Annotated in this window: 21 protein-coding genes and 1 tRNA gene; 12 read left to right on the top strand and 10 right to left on the bottom strand. The window is 39.5% G+C overall.

Annotated features, from left to right (window positions below; all coding sequences use genetic code 11):
• Positions 1-52 precede the first annotated feature (52 nt).
• The 4 genes from AB5026_RS14525 to AB5026_RS14510 all read right to left on the bottom strand — a co-directional run bounded on the left by AB5026_RS14525 (position 53) and on the right by AB5026_RS14510 (position 1,738).
• Positions 53-298: a hypothetical protein gene (locus AB5026_RS14525; protein ID WP_195657096.1), complete on the bottom strand. Its 246-nt coding sequence runs from the start codon at positions 296-298 to the stop codon at positions 53-55.
• A gap of 170 nt (positions 299-468) precedes the next feature.
• Positions 469-795, bottom strand: a complete 327-nt coding sequence (locus tag AB5026_RS14520; protein WP_368213622.1) for a hypothetical protein — start codon at positions 793-795, stop codon at positions 469-471.
• Between the two features lie 137 nt (positions 796-932).
• On the bottom strand, positions 933-1,262 hold the full coding sequence (locus AB5026_RS14515) for a hypothetical protein (protein WP_368213620.1): 330 nt from the start codon (positions 1,260-1,262) through the stop codon (positions 933-935).
• Between the two features lie 110 nt (positions 1,263-1,372).
• Complete coding sequence (locus AB5026_RS14510) at positions 1,373-1,738, bottom strand: hypothetical protein (RefSeq protein ID WP_368213618.1); 366 nt, start codon at positions 1,736-1,738, stop codon at positions 1,373-1,375.
• 318 nt (positions 1,739-2,056) lie between these two features.
• On the opposite strand from AB5026_RS14510, the gene AB5026_RS14505 reads away from it, so the two are divergent.
• Entirely contained in the window at positions 2,057-3,004 is a 948-nt protein-coding gene (locus AB5026_RS14505; RefSeq protein WP_368213617.1) for a DUF5688 family protein, read from the top strand.
• 108 nt (positions 3,005-3,112) lie between these two features.
• On the top strand, positions 3,113-3,583 hold the full coding sequence (locus AB5026_RS14500) for a DUF3592 domain-containing protein (RefSeq protein WP_368213616.1): 471 nt from the start codon (positions 3,113-3,115) through the stop codon (positions 3,581-3,583).
• 100 nt (positions 3,584-3,683) lie between these two features.
• Here AB5026_RS14500 and AB5026_RS14495 read toward each other — a convergent pair whose 3' ends face one another.
• The 3 genes from AB5026_RS14495 to AB5026_RS14485 all read right to left on the bottom strand — a co-directional run bounded on the left by AB5026_RS14495 (position 3,684) and on the right by AB5026_RS14485 (position 6,751).
• The gene (locus AB5026_RS14495; protein WP_368213614.1) at positions 3,684-5,165 is read right to left on the bottom strand and encodes an N-acetylmuramoyl-L-alanine amidase family protein; all 1,482 of its coding nucleotides are present in this window, start codon (positions 5,163-5,165) and stop codon (positions 3,684-3,686) included.
• Positions 5,166-5,427: 262 nt separating this feature from the next.
• Positions 5,428-5,500 (bottom strand) — tRNA-Thr (locus tag AB5026_RS14490).
• 111 nt (positions 5,501-5,611) lie between these two features.
• Positions 5,612-6,751 carry an AAA family ATPase gene (locus AB5026_RS14485; protein ID WP_195657102.1) on the bottom strand — a complete coding sequence of 380 codons (1,140 nt, stop codon included), beginning with the start codon at positions 6,749-6,751 and terminating at the stop codon, positions 5,612-5,614.
• 735 nt (positions 6,752-7,486) lie between these two features.
• Here AB5026_RS14485 and dnaE point away from each other — a divergent pair.
• Entirely contained in the window at positions 7,487-10,960 is a 3,474-nt protein-coding gene (gene dnaE / locus AB5026_RS14480) for a DNA polymerase III subunit alpha (protein ID WP_265191369.1), read from the top strand.
• Between the two features lie 145 nt (positions 10,961-11,105).
• Entirely contained in the window at positions 11,106-11,678 is a 573-nt protein-coding gene (locus AB5026_RS14475) for an HNH endonuclease (RefSeq protein WP_368213613.1), read from the top strand.
• A gap of 101 nt (positions 11,679-11,779) precedes the next feature.
• Here the strand turns inward: AB5026_RS14475 and AB5026_RS14470 are convergent, their stop codons facing one another.
• On the bottom strand, positions 11,780-11,995 hold the full coding sequence (locus tag AB5026_RS14470; RefSeq protein ID WP_368213611.1) for a hypothetical protein: 216 nt from the start codon (positions 11,993-11,995) through the stop codon (positions 11,780-11,782).
• A 247-nt stretch (positions 11,996-12,242) separates the two neighbouring features.
• Between AB5026_RS14470 and AB5026_RS14465 the strand changes: the two genes are divergently transcribed.
• On the top strand, positions 12,243-12,932 hold the full coding sequence (locus AB5026_RS14465) for a sigma-70 family RNA polymerase sigma factor (RefSeq protein WP_195657106.1): 690 nt from the start codon (positions 12,243-12,245) through the stop codon (positions 12,930-12,932).
• A gap of 192 nt (positions 12,933-13,124) precedes the next feature.
• Here the strand turns inward: AB5026_RS14465 and AB5026_RS14460 are convergent, their stop codons facing one another.
• Complete coding sequence (locus tag AB5026_RS14460; RefSeq protein ID WP_368213609.1) at positions 13,125-14,798, bottom strand: BspA family leucine-rich repeat surface protein; 1,674 nt, start codon at positions 14,796-14,798, stop codon at positions 13,125-13,127.
• 150 nt (positions 14,799-14,948) lie between these two features.
• Here AB5026_RS14460 and AB5026_RS14455 point away from each other — a divergent pair, with 150 nt between their 5' ends.
• From AB5026_RS14455 to AB5026_RS14425, 7 genes are all read left to right on the top strand, one after another.
• Positions 14,949-17,945, top strand: a complete 2,997-nt coding sequence (locus AB5026_RS14455) for a hypothetical protein (protein ID WP_368213608.1) — start codon at positions 14,949-14,951, stop codon at positions 17,943-17,945.
• A gap of 103 nt (positions 17,946-18,048) precedes the next feature.
• Entirely contained in the window at positions 18,049-18,675 is a 627-nt protein-coding gene (locus tag AB5026_RS14450) for a hypothetical protein (RefSeq protein ID WP_368213607.1), read from the top strand.
• A gap of 168 nt (positions 18,676-18,843) precedes the next feature.
• Positions 18,844-19,278, top strand: a complete 435-nt coding sequence (locus AB5026_RS14445) for a dUTP diphosphatase (protein WP_368213606.1) — start codon at positions 18,844-18,846, stop codon at positions 19,276-19,278.
• 21 nt (positions 19,279-19,299) lie between these two features.
• The gene (locus AB5026_RS14440; protein ID WP_265191431.1) at positions 19,300-19,854 is read left to right on the top strand and encodes a hypothetical protein; all 555 of its coding nucleotides are present in this window, start codon (positions 19,300-19,302) and stop codon (positions 19,852-19,854) included.
• Positions 19,855-19,964: 110 nt separating this feature from the next.
• Entirely contained in the window at positions 19,965-20,438 is a 474-nt protein-coding gene (locus AB5026_RS14435; protein ID WP_368213604.1) for a DUF5684 domain-containing protein, read from the top strand.
• Positions 20,439-20,459: 21 nt separating this feature from the next.
• Positions 20,460-20,759 carry a zinc ribbon domain-containing protein gene (locus tag AB5026_RS14430; RefSeq protein WP_195657113.1) on the top strand — a complete coding sequence of 100 codons (300 nt, stop codon included), beginning with the start codon at positions 20,460-20,462 and terminating at the stop codon, positions 20,757-20,759.
• A gap of 43 nt (positions 20,760-20,802) precedes the next feature.
• Positions 20,803-21,255: a DUF2085 domain-containing protein gene (locus tag AB5026_RS14425; RefSeq protein WP_368213603.1), complete on the top strand. Its 453-nt coding sequence runs from the start codon at positions 20,803-20,805 to the stop codon at positions 21,253-21,255.
• 82 nt (positions 21,256-21,337) lie between these two features.
• On the opposite strand, the gene AB5026_RS14420 is transcribed toward AB5026_RS14425, so the two are convergent.
• The gene (locus AB5026_RS14420) at positions 21,338-22,261 is read right to left on the bottom strand and encodes a leucine-rich repeat domain-containing protein (RefSeq protein ID WP_368213626.1); all 924 of its coding nucleotides are present in this window, start codon (positions 22,259-22,261) and stop codon (positions 21,338-21,340) included.
• Positions 22,262-22,453: the final 192 nt, after the last annotated feature.

Here is a 22,453-nt window from a genome sequence, read left to right as displayed (position 1 = left end):
ACTAAAAAAAGAAAGAAGCAGCGGGTGTCCGTTGTTTCTTTCTTTTTTGCTGTCAGGAATTCTGGCCTTTATGTTCGTCAAACTCTCCGTTTTTGTAGGCCTTCATTATCAGATTCTTCTCGTCCTGTGTCATACCGGAAAAGAAAGAAAATGCCTGCATCATGGTTTCAATCCCGATTTTCTTGGAATCAAGAAAATCATGTGTTTCCTGAATTATGTCTCTTTCGCCAATCTGGTTTTGCATAGATTCGATAATTGCCAGGTATGCATTGCAGAGGCTGTCTGGCTTGTAATCCAAACATTCGAGACGCTCATACAGTTCAGTTAATTGCGACCTGTTTTTCTTTTCTTTCTTCTAACGTTAAACATTTTTTCGTAGTACGTTCTCTCTTCTTATTTCTATTCTTATTTCTATATCTAAATCTAAGATGCTGAAAAACAGCAAAGCAAAAAAAAAGAGTGAATACATTACCATCCGGTACCATCAAATTCACCATTTTCAGAGGCTTCAATCACTATGTTTCTTTCGTCTGGAGTTAATTCAGAAAAGAAATTAAATATCCGAAGCATGGCCTTAAAGCTGATTTGCTCGGCGCGAAGAACACTGTGAGTTTCCTTAACTACATCTTTCGCTCCAATCTGGCACTGCATAGATTCAATGATTGCCTGATATGCCTTGCAGAGGTTGTCTGGCTCGCCGTTCAGATAGTCCAGGCGTTCTTTTAACTCTCCGCGAAGATATCTAACGGCAGTTTTCTTTTCCTGTCTTTCTGTCTGTGTTAAACATTTTTCCATATTAATTTCTCCTTTCGTGCTTGCAAAATATCTTTCATATCTAATATGCAGGAAAGCAAGACAACAAAAAAAAGAGCCGCAAGAACGGCTCAAGCTGTGACTGGTGTTCAAAGTCCAGTAACGACTTTGCTAGCAAGTTAATACCATCCATGATTATTAAATCCATTGTTTTTATACGCATCAATCACTGCATCTTTTTCTTCTGGTGTCATGTCAGAAAAGAAATTAAATGCACGAATTAACGTCTCAAATCCAATTTTCTCATTACCAAGAAAATCATGAGTTTCTTTGATGATATCTCGTACTTCAAGCTGATGCTGCATTGAGTCAATAATTGCCTGATAAGCCTCGCAAAGATTGTCCGGCTCTCCGTTCAGGTACTCCAAACGTTCTTTTAGTTCCTCACGCAAGTATTTAATGGCGGCTTTTTTTTCTTTTTTCTCTTCTGGCGTTAAACATCTTTCCATGTTAATTTCTCCTTTCGTTTTTGTAGAATATGTTTCGTATCTAATATGCAAAAAAACAACAATTAAAAAAAGCCGTCCGTAAAAACGGACGACTTAAATAGCTGAAAAAGTTAAATCGGAAGCACATACTCCATAATCTGTACATCCTCAAGTACCATAGACGGATATTTTTTTTTAAACGTTTCTTTGGCCTCGTCTATGGACTGCGCCGGGAATTCGTCAAAAATAACATCACCATAAACATTCCTCCAGTTTCCCTGGATTTTTGCTTGCGAATTGCGGATTTTTGAAGACGCAATCGTAACAACGTAATGCTTAAATTCAGGACGAAGAGCACGGATAGCTACCTGATAAACCTGACACAGTGCATCAGGCTTTCCCTCAAGACTCTTGAGTCTAAAATTTAACTCCTCCTGAAGGTATTTTGCTGCTGCTTCTCTTTCTTCGCTTGTTTCTGTTTTGATTTTTTCTACCATTTTTTTAATTCCTTTCCTGTTAAAAATATTTGCACATATAAAATGCAGAAAAATATATAAAAAGAAAATGCGCAAAAATTGCTGTTTATGACAAAAATTTCGGCATATTGTATGTAGAAAATAGTGGTTGAAATATAGGGGTAAGTACTGGAAAGCACTGAAAGAAATGTACGAAAAAGAAAAGAAAAAGAGCGAGGTGACTTAAGTACCTGAGTCTCCGCCGAAAAATCGGAGGAGGCTCTTTGTTTTGTCTTCACTGAAATCATACATATTAATTACGAAACAATATTTTTTCAATAAGAAAGGAGATAAAAAAAAATGGTAGAAACAAATATTACTCTCGAAACATTCGAAAACATCGTCATTTCTCTTCTGAAAGAAAAAGGATACGACACAGAAATTGTGACCTGGAGCGGAACTCGTGGCCCTGAGCATCGCCTGGTAAGAAAAAAGGTTAAAAAAGCAGGCTCTAAATTAAGGGTTACAGCGTCTGTCAAGATTGAGTTTATCTACAACCACTATATGGAAATGCTTTCAAAGGGCAAACCTCCACTCCTTGATGATGTCGTTGATAGTATCATCAGTGATTTGGAAAGCGAACTTCCTGCAGAACTGAATGATATTGCAGATAAAATACATTCATGGGACTGGGTTAAAGACAGACTGATTCTTTCACTGTACAATACAGAGCTTCACAAAGAGTATCTAAAAGATAAAATTTACGATACGATTGATGACCTGGCTATTACCCCGCGAATCTGCGTTAATGTAAGCAATAATGGGATTGCAAGTACCCTGATTGACTATCATATGCTGAAAGACTGGGGAGTAGCAAGAGAAGATGTTATGCAGCAGGCAAAAATTTCTTCTCCGCAGCTACTTCCACTATCTATCACCGATGCAAGAAGCCTGCTTTTTGGATTTCCTAGCAGTAGTATTATTGATATCAACACTCAGAAAATCAGTGATGTGATAAGTGCACCTGGAATGTATGCTCTCACCACAAGCATGAAAACGTCAGGGGCCTCAATATTCTACGAAGGAGTACTGGATGAACTCTCAGATATTTTTGGAGGGTTTTTCTTTATCATTCCATCAAGCCTCTGTGAGGTTATAGTCATACCGGGAGATAAGGCTATGTCGCCAGAAGAACTTTCAGAAATGATAAAAAGTGTCAACAGCAGTAATGACATTGTTAAACCGGAAGAAATACTTGCTAATCATGGTTATGTGTATAATCATGGCAAGGTTTCTGCTTACGTCTAATACATATTGTTTTTACATTTTTTTCTTAAGCCCGATTTATTCGGGCTTATTTTTTTTGTGAAATTTCGCATATTGTAATTGTATAAAAAAAGTAAAAGGAGTACAGATATGCAGACAATAAAGATAAACCCAGAAGCAAAAAAAAATATCTCTTGGATTCTACTAATAACATTACTCGCAACAGTAGTTCTGATTGTACTGGATGTTAAGTATTACAATAGATACGCTGATTTCCAAACCGTAGATGCAATTATTTCCGATGTAACACGTCATGTAACAAAGTCTCCATCCTCAAGGAACCGGACTTCATACACAAATTCTATAACATACGAATACAAAGCCGCAGGAAAGACGTATACGGCAACGCGAAGAGAATTTACCAGGATTGGTAAAACCGAAGGTGAAAAAGTATCTATAAAATACAACCCAGACCACCCAGAAGAAATACAGCAGACGTACACTCAAAGCATGTGTATGATAATCACTGCGTTACTATTATTTGGCGATTGGTTTTTATGGATGTGTGTGAGACAAATGCAAAAAGAAAAAGAAGAGAAGGAGATGCGGGGAGAGATTTAAAAGATTTCTGGATACAAAAAAAATGACAATGCATTCTATAATGCATTGTCATTTTTTTTGTATAAGTTAACATGCCAAGTCGGAGCAAAGCCCATCAGGATTACCTAAATAAGTCTGCAAGAATCTGATTTGCTGTTTTATTCATATATCCGTTTGGGTCAGCAAGAGTGGAGCGGTTCCATCTCAAATACTTTCCATTCCTAATGTAGTTGCCGCTTGTCGTGTGGTAATTATATTTTGTATAACCGGAATACCTTGACATATATTTTCTGGCTAAAGCAACGGCCTCGCTATCGTAATTTCCTCCAGGCGTGCTAGTGCCAGAAATCTGACATCCCGCCTGCGGAGTGGAATGCACTATCACGACGCTTTTATCAGAGCACTGTCCGATGACTATCCACGTATGTCCGTTATTATAGCCCACATCACCAGGCTTTAAAGTCCAATTGCTAGATACAAGGTCACTTTGGTCTAAAACCTGCCCCCATCCAAGAGAACGATAATACGACCCGACTTCTGCTGCAACTACGGTATAGCCATATCCGACGCCGGAACGCTGCTGCATAACCTGGTATGCGGCCCATCCAACAAACCCGGAACAATCAAGCCCTTTTGCGCGGTTCCCATCAGATAAATCACGATAATCATTATAGTCATAGCTACTGTCTTGGCTGTTGTACCATTGCTGCCAACGAGGGCTTAGGCCTTTTCTGGTTGAATCATTCCAGCCTCCTCCCCATACATAAAGGGCTTTTCCGACAGGCTGCAATGCGCCAAGAAGATAATTTTTTATTGTTTTAGATGATGAGGGGTTTACTGTATGCGAACCGGTATCTGTATTGACAGTGAGAATTCCGTTACTGTTAAATGAATATACCTTTCCATTTATGGTTTTTGAACCAATAACCATCTGACCATTTGTGTTAAAGTAACGTTTATTTCCATTTGTGTCTGTAATCCACCCTGAAGCCATAACTCCGGTTTTGGTGTAAAAATAATAATATGGGTTGCCAACCCTTTTGAGACCAATATACATGACTCCATCAGATGTACTGAAATAACGCTTGTTCTTCTTTCTGTCCTGCATCCAGCCCGTTGCCATGACTCCTTTCCCCTTAGTAAAATATCTATAATTTCCTTTATGGTCCTTGAGCCAGCCAGTAGCAAGAATGCCAGATGGCTTATACAAGTAATACTTTTTGCCATTTATCGTCATCCATCCTGTTTTCATATAACCTGTTGACGGGTCAAAATATCGTTTTTGGCCTTTTGAATTCTTTATCCATCCAGTGACCATTACTCCTGATTTACTTGTAAAATAGCGTTTTTTGCCAGTATTATCCTTTGCCCAGCCTTTTATCTGTGCACCTGTTTTTGTGTTGAAATAATACTTTTTACCATTGAGAGTCAGCCATCCCTTTACCTTAGTCCCGTTTCTAACATAATATGTTTGTCTGCCAGATGTCACAAACCCATTTTTCTTTGTAGCCGCCTGAGCGGATGTCGTAGTGAATATTGTGATGATTGATACAAATAAAAGCATGACTAAGAACTGCATGCCTCTTTTCTTGTATGGTTCCATCGTGTCCTCCTTTAATCTGTAGTCTTTTGTCTTCAATAATTAATATGTAAAATATCTGTAATAATTTAACGCAAAAATAATATTTTGTAAAAAAAGGCACCCCGCAAATACGGAAAGCGCCTTTAAAGTGTTAGTCGTTAGCCAGAAAGTACAGTATTCCGACAGACGGCCATGGTTAATATATTACTGTCACCTGCAGGTAACTATATATAAACTGTCCTGCTTCTGTTTTGAGTAGAACTCTACATCACCAGAACAGAGAAGCCAAAAGCGGGACTCGGACCCGCGACCTGCTACTTACGAGATAGCTGCTCTGCCAGCTGAGCTATTTTGGCATTTGTATCCTTACTATTTTAATATGCCGAAAAAATAAAAATACGTAACACAAATTTGTAAAAAAACAAAAAAAATTGCAGGCCTCAAGAAGTAGGCCTGCGCAATTTAAGTTATATTATTTTTCTCGACTCGTCATTAATGTCTGCTGATGTTAATAGGTTTGTTTTAGCTTTACGGTCACGCGTAAGCCTTAAAGCATGTTTACTGATAGCCTCATCCAAAATGTTTCTTACTGTTCTTGCATTACCAAAATCTGCTTTATGAAGCTCAATTTTATAGCGTTCACGGAATTTTTCCATTCCTTCTTTACTGACTTTTAATCCAGCACCATTGGCCATCGATTTAAAAATCGCAGACGCTTCATCAACTGTATAATCCGGAAACTCCAGATAGTCTTTAATACGAGAACGGAACCCCGGGTTGGAAGAGAGCAATTCAGCCATTGGCTCCGTGTATCCAGCAAGAATTAAAACAAACTTGCCACGCATATCTTCCATGAGTTTGATAAGAGTGTCAACCGCCTCATTTCCATACCCTTCAGCCATTGAATAAGCCTCATCAATAAATAAAACTCCACCCATAGCATATTTGACTAAGATTTCAGCCTTCATACCGCCTGCACCTGGCGCGGAGGCTTTCAAAAGGTTGCCATCAACCTCTATGCACTGATTTTTTTGGATGATTTTATTCTTATATAAAAAGCCTGTTAAAATCCTGGCAAATGTAGTCTTGCCGGTACCAGGGGCGCCATAAAAAACATAATGCGAGCTGAAGCCTTCCCCTTTTTTGCCCTGCTGCTTATCATAGTTTGCTCTTGCAACGATTTCCTCGATTTTTTCCTTAACGCAATCCATACCGGATAATGCAGCCATATCTCGCTCGGGATTTTTAGAGCCGGCATGCGTTGCTTTTCGGATTGTAGAATCGGGAAGAACACGGTTCATTTCCTCTTTACGCTGTTTATCGTATTCTTTTCGTTCTTTGTCAGAAAGCTTAAAATAGTCAAAACTGCTTGTCATACCGAACGCGTCAACGTTTTTGTTGTATTTTGATTTTTCATACCATGTGTTGCATGTTTTAAATGCGACAACCCAGACAACACATACAATACAGACAACGACCATATTATCAGAAACGAAGCTGATTAGATTAAAGCCAGGACGCGTTGTAAGATAGTAGATGCCTCCACATGGAATTATGATAAGCAGAATCAATGATAAGAATGATAGCCAATATTTTATCGTTTTCATTTTTTTGTCTCCTTTAACTTATTTTTTGGGGTTTGCCAAATATTTTTGACTAATCCATAGCCGAAACTCGACACCAAATCTAGCTTCGCTGGCGAGTTATCAATTTCAATCTCTGCACTCAGCCTTACGGCTTCGCTTGACATTTGCTGCGCAAATTGATACCGAGCCGATACGGCGAGGTATCAAAGTTAGTCTCGGTTCTCCCGCCCGTCGATAATAATATGCAGAATTTTATCGCAAAAAGATATGTTTAATAAAAAAATAAAAAACGAACATATTTTCGCTTTTTTATTGTCTTAGTCCAGTCTATTGTTATTTAACTATGATATTATACACCCATAAATCAAGAACACATGTTCTGATTTTACTAAAAGATGGTAGCCGTAATAAAAATATGACAACAAATAGATTGAAAATAAGAGGTGATATATAGCGTTTTATTTTTATTTACGGCAATTTCCCACATCTACATCTGGAATCAAATCCTTACAATCGTATCGTGGAGACTCCAGAAACCCATCTTTTTATCATACAATCGCAACTAAAATAGTTGTCACAGAGGTTCATCCTGAATATACAGCCCGCCCGGCAAGCGAGTGTTTACCTCAAAATACTTTGGCTGCATATTCTTAGTGAATGTCTACTGATTTCCACAAACCATATTTTCAGGATTTTTTTTAATCCAGCATATTAAATTCGTAACAACAGTTTATACAAAGAAAAGGAGACAATGTTATGAATTTAATAAACGAAGAAGGATTTTCTCACCTTCATGTCCATACAGACTATAGTTTGCTTGATGGACTTGGAAACGTAAAAGATTACGTAGCACGTGCCAAAGAACTTGGTATGAATGCATTGGCTTTCACAGACCATGGCACAATGGCCGGATTGGTAACTGCATATGACGAATGCAAGAAAGAAGGAATTAAATTTATCGGCGGTTTTGAGGCTTATGTTGCACCATATGGAAAAACCAGATTTGAAAAAAAAGGATTGGAAGGAAAGGCTTATAACCATCTGATTATCTTATTTAAAAATGAAATTGGTTATAAAAATGGTTGCATCCTGCTGACGAGAAGCCATACAGAAGGATTTTATTACAAACCACGTATTGATTTCGATTTACTTAAAGAGCACAGTGAAGGCCTTGTTGTAATGTCTGCCTGCCTTGCAGGAGCAGTCCCGCAGGCCATCGTAAAAGGTGACGTTGAACTGGCAAAAAGAATCATCATGGAATATAAAGAGGTATTCGGTGAGGATTACTACCTGGAAATCCAGGACCATGGAATTCCTGATGAAAGAACAGTAATCACTGAACTACTAAAGCTGTCAAAAGAATGTGGGGTAAAACTTATCGCCACAAATGACTGCCATTACGTTAACAAAGAAGACAAAGAGGCTCATAACTGGCTACTTTGTATGCAGATGGACAAGAAAATTAATGAGGATAACCGAATGGTTAACTCCGGAGATTATTATTTGAAATCAAAAGAGGAGATGCTTGAACTTTTCCCTTATTGCGCAGAAGCAATTTACAATACACAAGAAGTCGTAAAAAAATGCAATTTTGAATTTGAATATGGACATTACCGAATGCCTAAAGTGCATGTCCCGGAAGAGTATAATAACGATTATTACGCATACCTGAAGGATGAAGCATGGAAAGGCTTTGAAGAAAGGTATCCTTTAGGCCATGTAAGAAGAGAAATTGCAAAAGACAGATTAAACTACGAGCTTGGAATTGTTAAGGAAATGGGATTTGCACAATACTTCCTTGATATCAGAAAGACAATCGTACATTCAAAGGACAATGGTATCCTTGTCGGACCTGGTAGAGGGTCTGGCGTTGGAAGCTGTATGAATTATTGTCTGAGAATTACAGACCTTGACCCATTGCAGTATGACCTTCTGTTTGAACGTTTTTTAAATCCGGAAAGAATATCGATGCCGGATATCGACACCGACTTCGAGTACCTTAGAAAAGATGACGTTATAGCGGCAGAAGCCGATGATTACGGTCATGACTGTTTTGCCAAAATTGAAACTTTTGGCACTATGCAGGCAAAAAATGTTTTAAAAGGATGCGCAAAAGTATCTGGAATTGAGAATCATGTTGCAGTTGGTAATAAACTGGCGAAATTTATCAATGAAAACCATGACTTAAAAACAGAATGGGGAATGAACCCAGAACTTCAGATATATGTGCACAGCGACCCACGACTTGAAAAAATATGGGAAATCGCACTAAAACTTGAAGGTGTAAAGAAGTCAGCCGGAACGCATGCTTGCGGACATATCCCGACACCGATTCCATGTGAACAGTTATTCCCATGCAGGGTTGATTCTGAATCTGGGCTGCTTGTTTGCGAATATGATATGAACCAGGCCGAGCATCTCGGAAATCTGAAAAAAGACCTCTTGATGCTGAGAAACCTGACAATTATTGACGCGGCACAAAGAGAAATCAAAAGAAGGACAGGAAAACAGATTCCACTCTGGACTAAGGAAATCCTAAACGATAAAAAAGCACTGAAAATGATTTCCGATGGAGACACAAACGGTGTATTTCAGCTAGAGTCTGATGGAATGAAAAAATTCATGAGACAATTACAGCCTGACTGCTTTGAGGATATCATCGCGGGAGTTGCCCTTTATAGACCAGGTCCTATGGATTATATTCCGGAATATATCAGAAATAAGCATAATCCGAAAGGAATTGTGTATGATACACCAGAATTAAAATCAATTCTTGAATCTACATATGGAATCATCGTTTATCAGGAGCAGGTCATGCTAATCGTGCAAAAACTGGCCGGATTCTCAATGGGCCGTGCCGATGTAGTGCGTAAGGCAATGGGAAAAAAGAAACAGGAAATCATGGACCAGGAGGGACCACACTTTATTTGTGGTGATGAAAAACTTGGTATTGATGGCTGTGCAAAAAGAGGAATCTCTAAAGCAGTCGCGACAAAAATCTGGGACCAGATGGTTGATTTTGCGAAGTACGCTTTCAATAAAAGTCACGCTGCAGCATATGCTGCAATCAGCTTGCAGACGGCCTTCTTGAAAGCGAATTACCCTCTTGAATTTGCAATGGGTCTTTTAACATCTGTTATGGATAACTCCGATAAGTTGATGAAATATGTTAATGCCTATCGTCTGGCGGGGACAAAGATTTTACCACCAGATGTTCAGAAATCGCAGTATGGTTTCTCCATTGAAACAGATGAAAATGGCGTAGAATGTATCCGTTTTGGCTTGTTCGCAATTAAAAAAGTTGGAGACGGCATTGCAAAGAGCATTCCAGCAGAGAGAACGGCTAAGCCATATACATCATTATATGATTTCATCGAAAGACATTCAGATGCGAATAAGGATGTTTTTGAAAATCTAGCCGCATCAGGTGCACTGGATTCATTTGGATATACACGACATACTTTGATTGAAGGCATCGGAAGCATGGTTGCCGCTATCAAGAAAGCAAACAAATCAAAAGACGAGAATCAACTTACTCTGTTTGATTTCGGGCTTGAAACAGACAAGGGGGTATACGACCTTCCAGAACTTCCGGAACTTGAATATCTTGAACTTTGCAGAAAAGAAAAAGAGTCCACTGGAATGTATGTAACAAAACATCCGGCCTCCTGTATCGTTGACATTACGAAGAAGCATGGTGCAGTAGATATTGCTGATATTACCAGAGAAGATTCTTTAATTAATGAAAATGAAGAAGTTTATATTGGAGGAGTCATTACGGGCATCAAAAAGAAAATCACCCGAAATGGAAACATCATGATGATTTTGGATGTTGAAGATACAACCGGACATATCGATGTACTGCTGTTTGAATACGGAATTCAGAAATATCAGTCAGAATTAAAAGAAGACGGACTTGTATTTATCAAGGGAAAGGTCAGAGGAACTGGCGAAAACAGCTCTCTAATCCTTCAGACAGCCAATGCATTAAAAGATGTATCTTCAACGCTTTGGATTGGAACAGACGATGCTTCGCTGAATAACCTCAGGCACACAGCAAAAAATTTCATGAAAAATAATCCTGGAATAGGTGACTATTTGAGAATCGCGTCTAAAACATCAAAAAGACAGGAATTTCTCGGAGACATTGCTATCAACGATGAGCTACTCCAGAAGGCCAGAATCCAGTTTGGAAGCGAAAATATAATAGTAAGGAAAAACAAAAAATAAATTCATAGATAGATATATGGCGGCTGCTGTAAGCAGGCAGCTGCTATTTTTACGCCTATTTTTTGACGGCCAATCGTTATTTTATCTGTTAAATTCTGCATTTTGTAATTAGAAACAATTTACAGAAGAGCAGGGATGATAAAAGATGAGCGGAAATTGGGTATTAAAAGTATACATAAAAGAAAATACACCAAAACGAATAAGCAAAATGGTGCAGAAAAAAAATACAAAATATAAGAAAAACTGTTGTGTAAACAATTATATAGATAAGCCCAAAAAAATAATCAAAAAGTTGAAACTGGCAGGCGTGAGGTATGAATGCTACCGAGTTGAATATGAGCGTGCCTCCAATTATCGCCAGGTGTTTTTTTCAAGGACATCTGGACCATACCGATGCAGATATTGCAACAAGAGACTATCAAAAAAGAATGTATTTGTAGACCATATCATCCCCGTCGCGAAAACACAAAAAAACGCAATAGCAAGAATACTGTTGTCCATGAAAGGATGCAGCAGCGTCAATGATATAAAAAACCTGGCGCCAGCATGCCGAAACTGCAACCTAAAAAAATCAGACAAAATGGGCATGTGGGTATTCAGAGGATGGCTTGGAAGGTACCGTACATACTGGGTTGTATTGAATATCATAAAAGCTTTAAGCGTTTTACTGATGATATTAGGAATATTGTATATCTTTGGAATATTTACGAAGTTCTGACAGCTCAGCAGAGAACGCTGAGCCAGTGACTGATAGTAAATCTACTTACCGAAGAGCATAAAAAAGGAAACACACTTATCGTGCGTTTCCTGCTGGTAATTTTATTTAATATTACCTCCTTTCAAAGTATCGCTTAAGTTTTCCGACTCTGTCACGGCAGAAACAGAATATGAGTGACTCGCTCTAGGAACGGAATTTCCATATACAGGTGTTTTCATCAGGTTTGTCATAAAAATAAATGTACAGATAAAAACCAGGATACCTCCTAAAACAAATAATGCCTTGCTCGATGCATTGCTGCGATACTCTTTCATCATTTAGTATCTCCTTTCTTTGTACTGATTAATATTGACATACATAAAATGATAGACCGAAAAAAAAATAAAAAAATTTTTCAAAAAAAATCCGCAAAAAAACAAAAACACATAAAAAAGTACGCATATTACTTTGGCGAGAGGAGGAGACCGCCTTCTAAAAGTAAAACCTGGGAGAATCTTACGCTCCCCCGACACAAGTATTGGGACAAAAACACGATTGCATTTTAAGAAAGAGGTGTAGATGTTTATGGGAAATAAAACATATCAGAACTATATGAGTGACGCAGACATCATCGAGGTGTACAAAAAAGACCGAAAAGCAGGAAATGAAAAGATGATTGAAAAGTACCGAGACTATATTTATTATGTAATCAAAAAATACTATCCAACATTCCATAACGAAACTCCTGATATGTTCCAGCACGGAGCAATTGGTATGATGAATGCCATGACAAGTTATGATGCCAGCAAAGGAGCGTTTACGACACACTGCACACCTTATATAAAGAAAGAAATCAGTAAATACGTGCGATTCATGGCTTCCGAGTCTTCAGAATATTTTGCTTCATTACATACTGCCGTGGAACGCGCAAAGACAAAGATTGAAACAAATGGCCAGGAAGTGACCGTAGAGAATATCGCAGAAGCAACCGGGCTTAGTCATAAAATAGCCAAAAGAGAGCTTAAAGTAGACCACACGAAAGTATCTTATGAAGTGCTGGCAGAGGTCGGCACCAGCATGTCCCTGACGGATGATTTTATTGTGGATGACATCCTGTCTGGAATCCCTCCGGAAAGCAGCTGTGTGATTAAGATGAAGGTTGTAGACGGTCTTCCGTTTACAACTATTGCAAAGCAGCTCGGAAAAACTGTTTTCCGGGTAAGACAGGATTATCATGACGGGATTGGGATGCTGAGGGAGAAGATGGCGTGTTGATGGAGGGATAAAAAAACAAAACATAAACATCGATTTATCAAATAATGAACAAAAAAGGAAGAGGGGAAGAAGAAAGGTAAGAAGAAGAAAAGGAAAGAAAAGAAAGAGATGAGGAGATGAGACAGGTAAGGTAAGGGCTGCCGCCACAAAAGCATTTGTGGCGGCAGCCCTTTGTTGTTTGATGTGTTAATTTTATATTTTTGTGTAGGTGTCGGCGACGTTGGAGGGGAAATTCGCTGTATTATAGTTTCCGTTGAAGGTTTCACCGGCGGTGTTCTGCCAGGTGCCGGAGAGATAATAACCCGTGCCAATAAATTTGAAAGTGGTGCCAGTGGTGAGGCTGGTGAGACCAGAGCAGCCAGCGAACATGTCCCTCATATCCGTCACATTCTGCGTATCCAGCGGAGTCAAATCCAGACTTGTCAGGCCAGAGCAGCCGTAGAACATACTCCACATGTTCGTTACTTTCTGTGTATCCAGCGGAGTTAAATCCAGGCTAGTCAGGCCGGAGCAGTATTGGAACATTCCTCTCATATACGTCACATTCTGTGTATCCAGTGGAGATAAATCCAGGCTTTTCAGGCTGAAACAGCCGTTAAACATCCATTGCATATTTGTTACATTCTGCGTATCCAGTGGAGACAAATCCAGGCTTTTCAGGCCGGAGCAGTCATGGAACATGCCACTCATATCCGTCACCTTCTGTGTATCCAGCGGAGTCAAATCCAAGTTCGTGAGGCCGGAGCAGAGTCCGAATAGGTCTCTCATATTTGTCACGTTCTGTGTATCCAGCGGCGTCAAATCCAGGTTTGTCAGACCAGAGCAGCTGGAAAACATAAAGCTCATTCTCGTCACATTCTGCGTATCCAGTGGCGATAAATCCAGACTGGTGAGGCCTGAGCAGTCGGATAACATACTCATCATATCCGTCACATTTTGCGTATCCAGCATCTTTAAATCAATTTTTTGAAGTTTATTTCTATTATAAAACATATATCTACTGTCTTTTGCAGCCTGTACTTTTACACCTGGAACCTGTGCAGACACTTTCATGACCGTCCCAACATCATCATCCAGCCATGCAACAACGCCGCTATCTCCGTCCGCATCAACATCAATGACTTCTTTCGTTTTTGGCTTTGCTTCATCGGTAAAGATAACTTCGGTCACGGTATCTGGAATTAAATAATTGAAATCATTATATTTTTTTTGATAGTCGTCAGTATACCCTTTAATCTCAAACGTCATCTCTTTCGCCCACAAATCCAAATCCCCGGTCAGCTTGCCCTGCGGTATGCCATCATCAGAAATTATTACTCTGCTCTTACATGCCTCATCACTGTACCATCCAACTCCAGTCCCTACTGCTTCCTTATAACTCCCCTCCACAATCTGCCCGGAAGAGTTATAAACCACCATATTCTCATCGGTCCCGTCTGCGAACTTCAGCCCGTTCCCGTGAAACGTAACTGTATATCCTTTTGTGCTTTTACTCGGCTTTTCGGTGCTTAAATACATATCCGGGATTTCACGCTCTGCATTGGTCAGCCCGTCATCCCATTTCTTGGTGATGGTCACGGTACCGGTCGTCTTGTTATCCTTGAATTCATAGATGCCTTCTCCATTCTCCGCGCCAGCTTCAGCATCGCCCTCTTTACCGTCCGCTTCGCCTGTCTTGCCTACGCCATCTTCGCTCCTGGTACCCTCCCCCCGAATATTCTGACTATTCTGATTACTTGCATCTGCGGCATAAGCCTCAACCACTAGCCCATGCCCGCTTCCAGGCATCACCGCCACGCCGGCCATCACCGCCGCCGCCAGTGCTATCCCGGTGGCCATTTTCTCAAACATACATCTGTTTCTCATTTTCTTCCTCCTTCTGAATCAATCTGTATACACTTAATATGCAAAAAATAGAAATAAGCATATACAAAAATAAGATTATTTTTTTCTTACTTCAGATTTTGCATTTTGTAAATAGTAAATACAGGAAATAGAACAAAGGAGGTTTTATTTATGATTTTCGAAAAAGAAGAGCGTTTGGCTCACAAATTGGAAGACAATAAAAATAACAAAATAGATGCTTTAAAAAATGAACTATCAGAACGGCTTAAGGAATTGTCATTAAAAGAACCAGAAGAACAGCAGGCATACATTAATAACTTATATCGTGGCTTATCTCAGGCTGGAACCGATAAACTTAACAAAGTGCTGGACTTATATAACAAAGAAGCAGGCAGTGTTCTGAAAACTCATGATGAAGTAATGGATGGATACCAACAGACCGTACATGAAACTGTGGCATTATTAAATAAATACGGAACTGAATTTGGAAAAACAAAAGAGACTGATGACTTTATAAAATCGCAATTTGCAGAATTGATGAGTAATGTAAAGAAGTCAGATTTGCAGGATGTTATTGACTCAATCGGCCGTGAGATGGAAAAAGAAACAGAGAAGCAAGGCTATGAATCTGATATAGATAAAGCAAAAAAAATGGTCTTAAATAATATCGTAAAAGAATACGGAACAGATAACAATGTAAGGCTATTTGTGTCAAATCCGGTTAAGGCAGAAACAATCGCAGAGGACCTTATAAAAATACTGCAAGACGGAGATAGAAGAGCCAAAGGACTTTCAGACGAAGAGCAGGCACAAACGAAAGTACAGACAATCACAGACTTTAAGTTTGCCATACTGGAAACGGAAAAAGTATCGAATCCGGCTGATTTTCAATCAGCAATAAATATCCTTGACAAACAACTTGATTTTGAGGGCCGCAAAGCGCTGGACTCTGCAATCAAACACAATAACAAAACAAATCAAAATAAATACGAAACACATAGAATTAAATTAACCGAAAAGGAAAAAGATTCATCGTGGCAAAAGTTTGAAGACAGCAGCCGTATGAACCGCCGGTTAAAAGAAATGCAAGACAGCCTAAAAGAATGGAAAAAGAACCTTGAAAGGCCGAAAGATAAGTACGATACGGGATTCATCAATTTCGCCCTTCGTACACTAACAAACCTTGAAAACTTGATTACAGAAGCGGTGACATTTATAGCGGATTCAATAGCGTATCATACACCTTCTAATACAGCAGACAAAGATAAAAAAGAAGAAGAAAAACAGCCTGAGCATGATGCTTCCGAATCTCCATTTTATGGAATAATGAAAGAGGCTTATAAAACAAAAGGTATCACACAGGCCTGCTTGATGACTTCAGGAATACTCACGAAAGAAGAAGCAGAGAATATCTTTGTTATGGACGTTTCATATATCAGGGCACAAGGAAAAGAAACACAGAAAGAGTTGTTTGATAATTACGTGCAAGGGCTCACGCAGGCTATGGGTGCTTCTGAAGATAAGGTAAGTGAAGAAGTAAAAGTACAGCTGCAGTCATTTATTGCAAAATATGAAGCAGGACAATATGAAGCAGATATTGAAAAAAACATTAAAGACGGATGCTCCTGGGATAAGGTGTATAAATTTGAAGAATGGAACAAAAGGGCTGAGCAGGCTGAAAAGGCTTTCAATACAGAAGTAAAAAGTAAAGAGGTAAAAAGGGAGGAAAAAGAAGTTCCTGACAAACCAGAATCCTCCGGCTTCCGAAATTACGCAGATGGATGTTATAAAATTGCTATGGATGTAGTAAGAAAAACAATAAATAAAGAATATCCAAATGCGGATGCAGCAGTCAAAGACATGCACGACCGAATAGAGTCATTCAAGGCTGAATCAAATATGAGGGATAACCAAGTCGTAAGATACTCCAGGCTAACAAATATCCTGGCGGACGAACTTGCCGCACGGAACGTGACCAAAGAGGCCAGAGATATTATGTCAAAAATATCTGAAGGCTGCGAAAAAACAACTGGTGTGGACCGGGCGATGGACTTACTGAAGGCATCTATGCAGGAAAGCAAGGGAGAAATACGTCAGGTTTTTCATGAGTATTTAGAGAATACACTTGGAAAGATGAGTACTGAAAAAGAAAAGCAAGAGTTTATTACGAAGATGGCTGAAAAAATTCCACTAAGTTACGACAAAGGCTCTTTTGGATATAAGCAGCAGTTCATCTTAGCAAATGAAGCCAGGGAATTTGGCTTAAGGGCAGAAGGTAAAAAAGGCTTAAGTAACAACAATGACGTAAGGCGGGTTGCCGGCTATGTGGCAGATTTATATAAGAAACAGGCCAACGGAGAGAAAGGCGTCTCTGCCTATAAGGCATATGTTGCGTTGTGTGAGCGGTGTAGCACTACTGAAGAAAAAGACCTGGTAAAAAACACCGTGCGTGAGAAATTAAGCAGAGAGACATACGCCCTGACGGCAATGACGAAAGATATTATTCGATATGAAAAAGAGTATATGCAAGATGTGCAAGACTTGAACAAAGTAATAAAAGACAATACCCGAAATGATTCGGTGATAACTCCCCGGCCGGAAGCCGGAGCCGTTACCAGATTAAAAATGAACTTACGTTCACCTTCACCAAGCCCGCAAGGGCTGACAAACGACGACGGAGTCGGAGTGCAGAGCGTGGACGGGGTCCCGTACACGTCCAGCAATCTCAGAACCGACGGACAACCGGAGGTTGGCCGCGGCCTCCCGTCCATCGATGGCGCTGGTGAACTTGGCGCATTCGAAAAAAAAGCCAAAGAAGACATGGAAAATATTACGACAATCAATGCGGACCAAGAAAAAATGCAGCAAAGGATAGAACCGATAGCAGTACAAATGGCAGATGATTTTAACAGGTGCATTGATGGCAGCAAAGAGCAGTTTGTCAACTGGTGCAGTGGCCGGTCGTATGAAGAAATAAAAACCGCCATTGACGTTATAGACAAGAGCATGGTAAGTCCGTCCGGAAGCGTTGACTTTGCGAATGCCATAGACACCGTTTCAAAAGACGTGGATGGCATCGGACAGAAGGATATCCCGAATAGTAATGCTATTATTAACGATATAGATATTGAGTTTGGTGATTTTGATATGGATTTTGACGAACGGTAAATATATATACCTGCGCGCAGAAAAACACTGCGCGCTTTTTTTGTTTCCCTAAAATCTAGCATATTAGCGAAGTAGATTAAAGATAAGAAAGGAAGCAAGAAAAATGACAACAACAAGATTTAAAAAGAAAGCAACAGGATTAATTACAGTATTTTTTGCAGTGGCAGGTCTTTGCCTGAGCCCGTTGAATGTACTGGCAGCAGATGTGGGCACACCCGACGAAGAGACTTATTACAGCATTGTAGTCCCTGACGGAAATGTCAGTCAGGAATCAGTCGACAGAGCAAATGAACTGTTAAACACATTGCCTGAAGGCTTACTTGAAAACTTTGTAAACGACGGCTGGTCTATCTATGTTACAGATAAGGATATTGATTCGACGTTCTTTGGCGGTCAGTATGGTTCCGTAATGGGTGCTACTTTAGAAGACTTAAGCGCTATCTATATAGAGCAACGAAGTAAAGCAATAGAGGAATCAACAATACATGAGTTCGGGCATTACGTAGATGATACCGAAGGATATCTGAGTGATACGCCTGAATTTGCACAGATTTACAATGCTGAAAGCGCAGCATTTGTAAATACATTTAACATTAATTTTTATTATGACGTTCACGAGTTTTGGGCAGATGGTTTCTATCGTTACTATGACGGTGAGAGGGAAGCCCTGCAGCGTTCTTGCCCTCAGCTGTATGCCTATATAGAAAACACTGTTAATTCGTTGTGCTAGCAAGTCATATAGAAGATGATGGATTTTACCATCATCTTTTTTTTATTTTTTTTCGCAAAAATATCACCTTTATATTTTTTTTCGTCATATTAATATAGAACGAAAGTCACAGACAGACATAACTGTCCGACGATAAAAAAAATAAATGAGAAAAGGAGATTAAACAAAATGGAACTCCCATTAAGAATCAAGTATTTTGATAAAAATATTGAAAAACTAAAAAAAACAGAGAAAGGAGACTGGATTGACTTAAGAAGCGCGATTGATATTTCATTAAAAAAAGGAGATTTTGCGCTTATCCCTCTTGGAGTCGGAATGGTCCTTCCTGACGGATATGAAGCACACATTGTACCAAGGTCAAGCACATTCAAGAACTGGAAAATCATCCAGACGAACAGCGTAGGAATCATAGATAATTCATACAGCGGAGAAAATGACCAGTGGATGATGCCGGTATATGCGGTCGAAGATACAAAAATCAAGAAGAATGACCGTATCTGTCAATTCAGGATTTTAGAGAAGATGCCTGTCCTTGAAATCCAGGAGGTAGAACACCTAAACGATGTATCCCGCGGTGGATTTGGAAGCACAGGAAAAAATTAAGAAAAAAAAGGAGATAAAATTATGGCTTATAAAACCCCAGAACAGATGGTAAACCTGATTATTGAAGAAAATCTTTTAACAGACGCTTGCATGACGATTATCGATGGCAGGAACGAGTATGGATTCCATGCAGTAGAGATTCCGCCGGATAGCATCAGACCGATTGGAAGGAACCGCGTGAACGTCTTGCTTAATGACAGTGGAAAAAATATTTCCGTTCCAGTAACACTTCCAGATACAGATAAAGAATACAGCCTTTGGCTAATGAGTTTCATTGAAGGAAAATACGAGGTTATTTGCGTCCAGCACGACCCAAGCAGCGAAAGTAAGACCGAAATGAAAAAGAAAGAATACCTGTCAGTCATTGCATTCTTTCTTGACCATTATAAAATCGGAACAAGAACAAAACTTCTTGGTGTTCTCAAGAACGGCTACGCTATGTTGAAAAAAGAAATCGGTGACAACAATGCATATGACCTGCTGCGTGATTATATGAACGAAAGTCTTGTTGTGCAGCGTGCAGAAGAGATGCCTGATAAGTATGGCGTTCGTTTCAAATTCCATCTTAACGATTAATTTTAATCTGGTAACGAACCTAGCAGAGTCAATAGGCCTATTGAAAGAAGCAGGCGCAGGCCGGCTAAGTGATACGCCGGCCTTAAAACAATCTATAAGGAGGAAATGCTATGTATTCACAGCTTTCAAATTTATTTGCTGGAATGGCAGTAATTTTTGTGGTATTGATTGCTTACTTTATTGCTTCACTTATTGCAAATTATATGCTGCTTGGCAAGATTGGCAGAAAAAAGTGGCCAGGACTTATTCCTTACGTGAACGACTATTTTTTGTTTGATTCATTTTGGAATAATAAAGTATTTGCAGCATGGATTGTTATGTACATATTAACCGTTTTGTGCGTCAAAAGCAACAATCATACGCTTGTCATTATTGGAATGATATTATCAATCTGTAACTTCATTCTGAGCATCATGCTGTACAGCAGAATAAGCAAGGCTTTTGGGAAAGGGACTTTATATACACTCGGTTTAATTATCGTCTATCCGGTATTTGCTATTATCCTTGCTTGCAAAGGCGAATTAACAAAGGATTTCTCAAACGAGTTATCCACGAAGATGTCAGAAAGACATGCTGAAAAATAAGAAAAAACAGGAGGTGATAGTATGTTTTGCAAAAATTGCGGAAAAGAGATTGATGACAAAGCGGCAGTCTGCCCGCATTGTGGAGTAGCACAGAACGAACAGCAGCCAATTGACGACAGTGGAAGCATTGGGTGGGGCGTCCTCGGATGCTGTATTCCTGTTGTTGGCCTTATCCTTTTTCTTGTTTGGCATGACACAAAGCCAAAGAATGCAAAGGCCGCTGGAATTGGAGCTTTAGTATCTGTCGGCATTGTAATACTGTGGTATATACTTGTCGCAGTGGTTGGAATTGGTGTAGGCCTTGGCTCTGCATCGTTTTAATGATTTTCAGTAACCTGATTAAGCAGCACAAGCCCTGCATTTCATGCAGGGCTTGGTTTTTTTTGTAGAAAGGAGAGGGCAGGATAGATTAAGTTCTGCGATAATGATAATATATATGGGTAACAACACGCTGAGCAGATGGCTGCCAATTATATTCGGATGCCATCAAAAACCTGAAAGGTCATTTTTTTACCACGGAAAGCAATTCCCTCTATGCGCCAGATGCACCGGCGAATTGGTGGGAATATCGTCTGGCGTCATATTATTCTGGTTTTGGAAGCCATGCCTTGCAATATCTGTCTCAATCATGATTCCTATGCTGATTGACGGATTTGTGCAACGGCTGACGCCATATGAAAGCACAAACGCAAGGCGTTTCATTACAGGTTTCTTGTTTGGATTGGGTCTTGCATCAATGTTTTTGGTGTCTGTATCGTCTACGTTCGCAAACGGATACAGGTACGGACTTGAAATTGGAAAAAATATAAAAAAATAAAAGATACAAAAAAGGCCGGAAAAATCCGGCCAGAAATGCTACGTCAAGGTTCAGAAAACCATATCGTATCTCGATTTTCGTCTTACAGCCTGAATGATGTCTTTGAGCTGTCTTCGTCCATCATACTTAAAATATATGCAGAAACAGATGTAGCGTTAATCTTATTCGCTTCTTTTAATGTATTTTTAAGTGCATTTTTCGTCATCAATCCGGTTTTGATAAATCCAATCAGAGCCTCTTCCTTACCATCTTTTAATAAACGTTTAGAAATTGAAGTACTGACACGTTTAAGATATGATGCAATTCCTGAATCTTTCGTGTACTGATATATCTGAATCGCGATATTTTGTTTTACGTCTGAAGCAACTCCCATTTCGTATGTATGCCCGGCGAATTCATCGCTGTAGCCATAAACAGAAATCTCACTGCTGACTTTATTAATGCCTTCGTTTGTCATATATTTGGGAAGATATAAGTCCCCTTCTCCTTCATATTCAATCTTGACAATATCTGATAACTTTTCAGCATTTGATTCTAAAGACGGGTCTTTCGTAACAGCACAGATTAGTCCAAATGGATTACCTCCTTTTGCAATCTTGATGTCTTTAACTTCGCTCATAGCGCTTACACCAATCCGTTCCACTGTCGCAGGTATCGATAACCTTTCCACCTTTGTATCAACAAAAGCCAGTTCGCCGATAGATATAAGCCCATTATGAAATATGATTTCTTTGAGGTTACGGCAATTCAGGAACAATCTGTTTCCAATAGACTCAACCTGTGATGGGATATCTGCTTTTTCAATTGAGGCACAACTCCTAAAAATATTACTTGAAGATTCAGAACCGATATGCCGAATTCCATGACCAAAATCAATATTTGCGAGGTTCTCACAGCAGTCAAAAGCAAATGGACCTATTTCCTTTAATGAATCCGGGAATTTTATAGCTGAAATGTGACTTTTTGAAAATGCTTTTTCGCATATATATTCTGTACCGTCCGGTATATCTACTGTACCGTCCTTTCCACGCGGACAAAGAATCAGCGATTTTCCATCCTTGGAATAAAGGATACCATCAACGGTTTTATAATATGGATTCTCTTTATTTATGTGAAATGCAGTGAACTACTCGGCAATTAAATTACCGAGCATCTGATGTGCGGAGCCTGGGCCCCGTAGATTCAGGGTGGGTCCATA

Origin of the sequence: Blautia sp. RTP21359st1_E11_RTP21359_211015 (assembly GCF_040910705.1) — a bacterium.
GTDB lineage: Bacteria > Bacillota > Clostridia > Lachnospirales > Lachnospiraceae > Blautia_A > Blautia_A fusiformis.
The sequence above is the reverse complement of the archived record's forward strand: the minus strand, read 5'-3'. Positions and strand labels throughout refer to the sequence as shown.